General features: G+C 64.0%; 2 protein-coding genes. Both read left to right on the top strand.

The annotated features are described in order from the left end of the window. Positions 1-969: 969 nt before the first annotated feature. Complete coding sequence (locus ABD52_RS36920) at positions 970-1,677, top strand: hypothetical protein (protein ID WP_047894823.1); 708 nt, start codon at positions 970-972, stop codon at positions 1,675-1,677. A gap of 626 nt (positions 1,678-2,303) precedes the next feature. After that, positions 2,304-2,817 (top strand): hypothetical protein (locus tag ABD52_RS39990; protein WP_047894822.1); only part of this gene is annotated, 514 nt, incomplete at its 3' end.

Below are 2,817 nucleotides of genomic sequence, written 5' to 3'. Positions count from 1 at the left end.
CAAACGTCGACTACGCGCGTGTCAGCAACAGACCGATCTCCTCGCCGGCTTCTTCGCCAGCACCGGCATGACCCTCGAACCCGAGCCACCGAGATAACTCGAACCTTGGCCTTTCAACCTCTGTAGCCCTTTACCGTCCCTTGTCACTCTCCGCCAACATCTGGCCGGGGTTTTCGGGGGGTAAATGGGGGGTCCAAGTTGAACATCCGCCACGCCTGACCGCCTACCGGCCGGGCCCTGCACATCTCATAGATCAAGTACCAACCAGACCTGCGGCAACCCGTCCTCGGTCAACTTGTCAATGTGACCTCACGCGGTGGCGGCGGTTGCGGTCAGGTTGAGGAGTCCTCAGAAACTGCCGCCGCGGGGAGCGGCGGCGCGATCGGCGCCGGACTATAGTCACGCGGTGCAGCGAACAAGGCATAGGTTGAGGACGGCTCTGGCAGTTGGTGCCGTAGTCTCAGCTACTGCTTGGGCCTTGCGGAGCATGACACGCTTCGCTTCGACCCCGACCGCGACCCCAGCACCGACACCGGCAGTCAAGAACAGCCCTGCGACGACCGAGCTCGCGCCGGTGCCGCCGACTGACACCTCTTTTCCGGTCGAAGCGTCTCCCGTAGTCGCCCGTCGGTTCGACCGCGGATTCTGGCTGGTCTGGGCACTGCCCTTGACGGCTGTGGCGGTGATCTCTGTACTTGTTGCCTATCCGCTGTTCATCAGCGCCTACCCCGGCACGAGCGGACCGGTCCCGGCCGCGCCGAGAGGTGGAATTCTTCTGCTGATCGACGCCAAGGCACGCGGCCTTGACAACACCGCTGGCCGCACCATAGGCACAAAGCCGGACGCTGCCGTCAGCGCTGAGACGTGGCCTACGGGCTTCGACGGCGTCAGCGAACTACTCCTAAAACTGACCTTCTCAAAGGACGCGGCCGATGGTACGTCGTCGCATCCGGACAGTACTTCCCTGATATGCGGCTGGACCGGAGCCTGTTCTGCGGACCCAAACTCGAGGTAGCGCAGGAAGCCGACCGCATACGATGCCTCGACACCGGCCTCAACGGGTCCACTCGCATCGAGTACCGGTACGGCGACCAGATCGGCTCGGCATCAGGCGACAAGATCATCGCTCCGATTGACTCCCTGGTCGGCTACGATGCTGCCTCCGCAGTGGTGATTACCGGGACTGTGTCGGCAGAAGAGGACGTCCCTACACAGATCTTCATCCCCCACCGGAGCCCTCAGCTAGAGCGCCCCGGCGGGGACGAGATGGTGCGCCTCGCACCCATCGGAGTCGCAGATGAGGAGTGGGGCGGGCTTCGGACCGTGGGTGACGTCGCGACCGACTACGCTGGCGTCTTCGGCGAGTTCGCCGATGTGCAATCCGGACGGAAGCTGCGCTATCTGTCGATCTCCATGTTGCGCTTCAGCCTTGGAGAAGATGCCTTGAACGGCCGTGAGATTGCCTCGGCGATGCCACCCACTACGCTTCCGGACAAGCTGAGATGGGAAAAGGCCGGTGCGGGCATAGGTCCAATCTCCTACCGACTACACGACCCCTATAGCCAGGACCGCACCGCACTCCGGGCCTTCTGGGCTGGCCTGATCGCGTCCGCCGGGGCTGCCGCCGCTCTGTTGCTCCTGGAACAGGCACTTCAACGGTGTCAGAGACGGACCTGAGGCCTGTGTCGGATGCCCGCGCTGCAACCTCGTAACTGACGGCGGAGGCTAGGGCGACTGCGTCTATGTCCGGGACACGGCGACCGGCCCCACGGGCAAGGACGAAAAACATCTCAACATCAACCGAAACCTGCCCCGACCCACGGCTGGGTGTACGTAACCGGCCAAATGGAGCGACCATAGCAAGGTTCAACCGCCGACCGGCGTCGAGTCGGGCTGTCGGTCAGGTGATGTCGCCTCGTCACCGCTAGGCCTATCCCGTCATCGAGCGCCCGCCTGCGCGGTGCACAGGCGCGCGAGTCTCGACGGCCCGACCTCTGCAATGCGTGGAGCTCCTTGGACCGGCAGCGACGGGAGTCTTGTGGGCCGCTGACGAGACCGGCGATACTGGGCCCAGCCCGTCGACTACTGACAATTGACTCTTCTTGAGGTGAGTGACGGTCGACCCGTGCTGACGGCCTGGGTGCCTGAGCGGGCGATCTGGGAGCCAGTGAGCTCCAACATGATCACGATGTGATCTCTTCTTGCGATGACGGGCGGCTCATCCGGCACTTCGCGTAACCGCGTACCGCAGCAGCCCACACGACCCTTGTCGTGTGGGCGGCCACCGCATGAGGAGAGATCCCGTGAACGACCTGTCGGTCGTCGGCCTGGACCTGCGCGCAGGCAGCAGCGTCCACGTCGAGGACGAGCCCAAGTACGTCTGGAAGGCCAAGGGATACGGCGGCGATGAGACCTTGGTCTGCTGGCACTGCTACCACGGCATGGACACCCCAGCCGGCACGCGCGTGCCGCTGCTGTGCCGGGGCGGTAAGAAGTACGGCAAGGTCCGGACGCACTTCGCCCACCCGAGCGGGCAGGCGCCACCCGGCGGCCACAGCCCCGAGACGCTATGGCATGCCAACGCCAAACAAACCATCCTGCGCTGGGCGAAGAACCAGCCCGGCGTAACCGAGGCACGCACGGAGTACTGGACCGCAGACGGGCGACGTCGTAGCGACGTCGAAATCCTGCTACAGATCTTGAATGGTCAGGTTGTGTCGGGTTCGAGTGTCAGTCCGGTGTGCGCGAGGAAGCCGTCGAGGAGATCGTCGCGGTACTGGATGCTCTTGAGTCGGTTCTTGATGATCGCCTGGAGGT

It is taken from the genome of Micromonospora sp. RV43 (genome assembly GCF_001029515.1).
GTDB lineage: Bacteria > Actinomycetota > Actinomycetes > Mycobacteriales > Micromonosporaceae > Micromonospora > Micromonospora aurantiaca.
The sequence above is the reverse complement of the archived record's forward strand: the minus strand, read 5'-3'. Positions and strand labels throughout refer to the sequence as shown.

Excerpts from the sequence above, each read along its gene's own strand:
- ABD52_RS36920 (WP_047894823.1), top strand. The coding sequence starts at position 970 with ATGCGGCTGGACCGGAGCCTGTTCTGCGGACCCAAACTCGAGGTAGCG.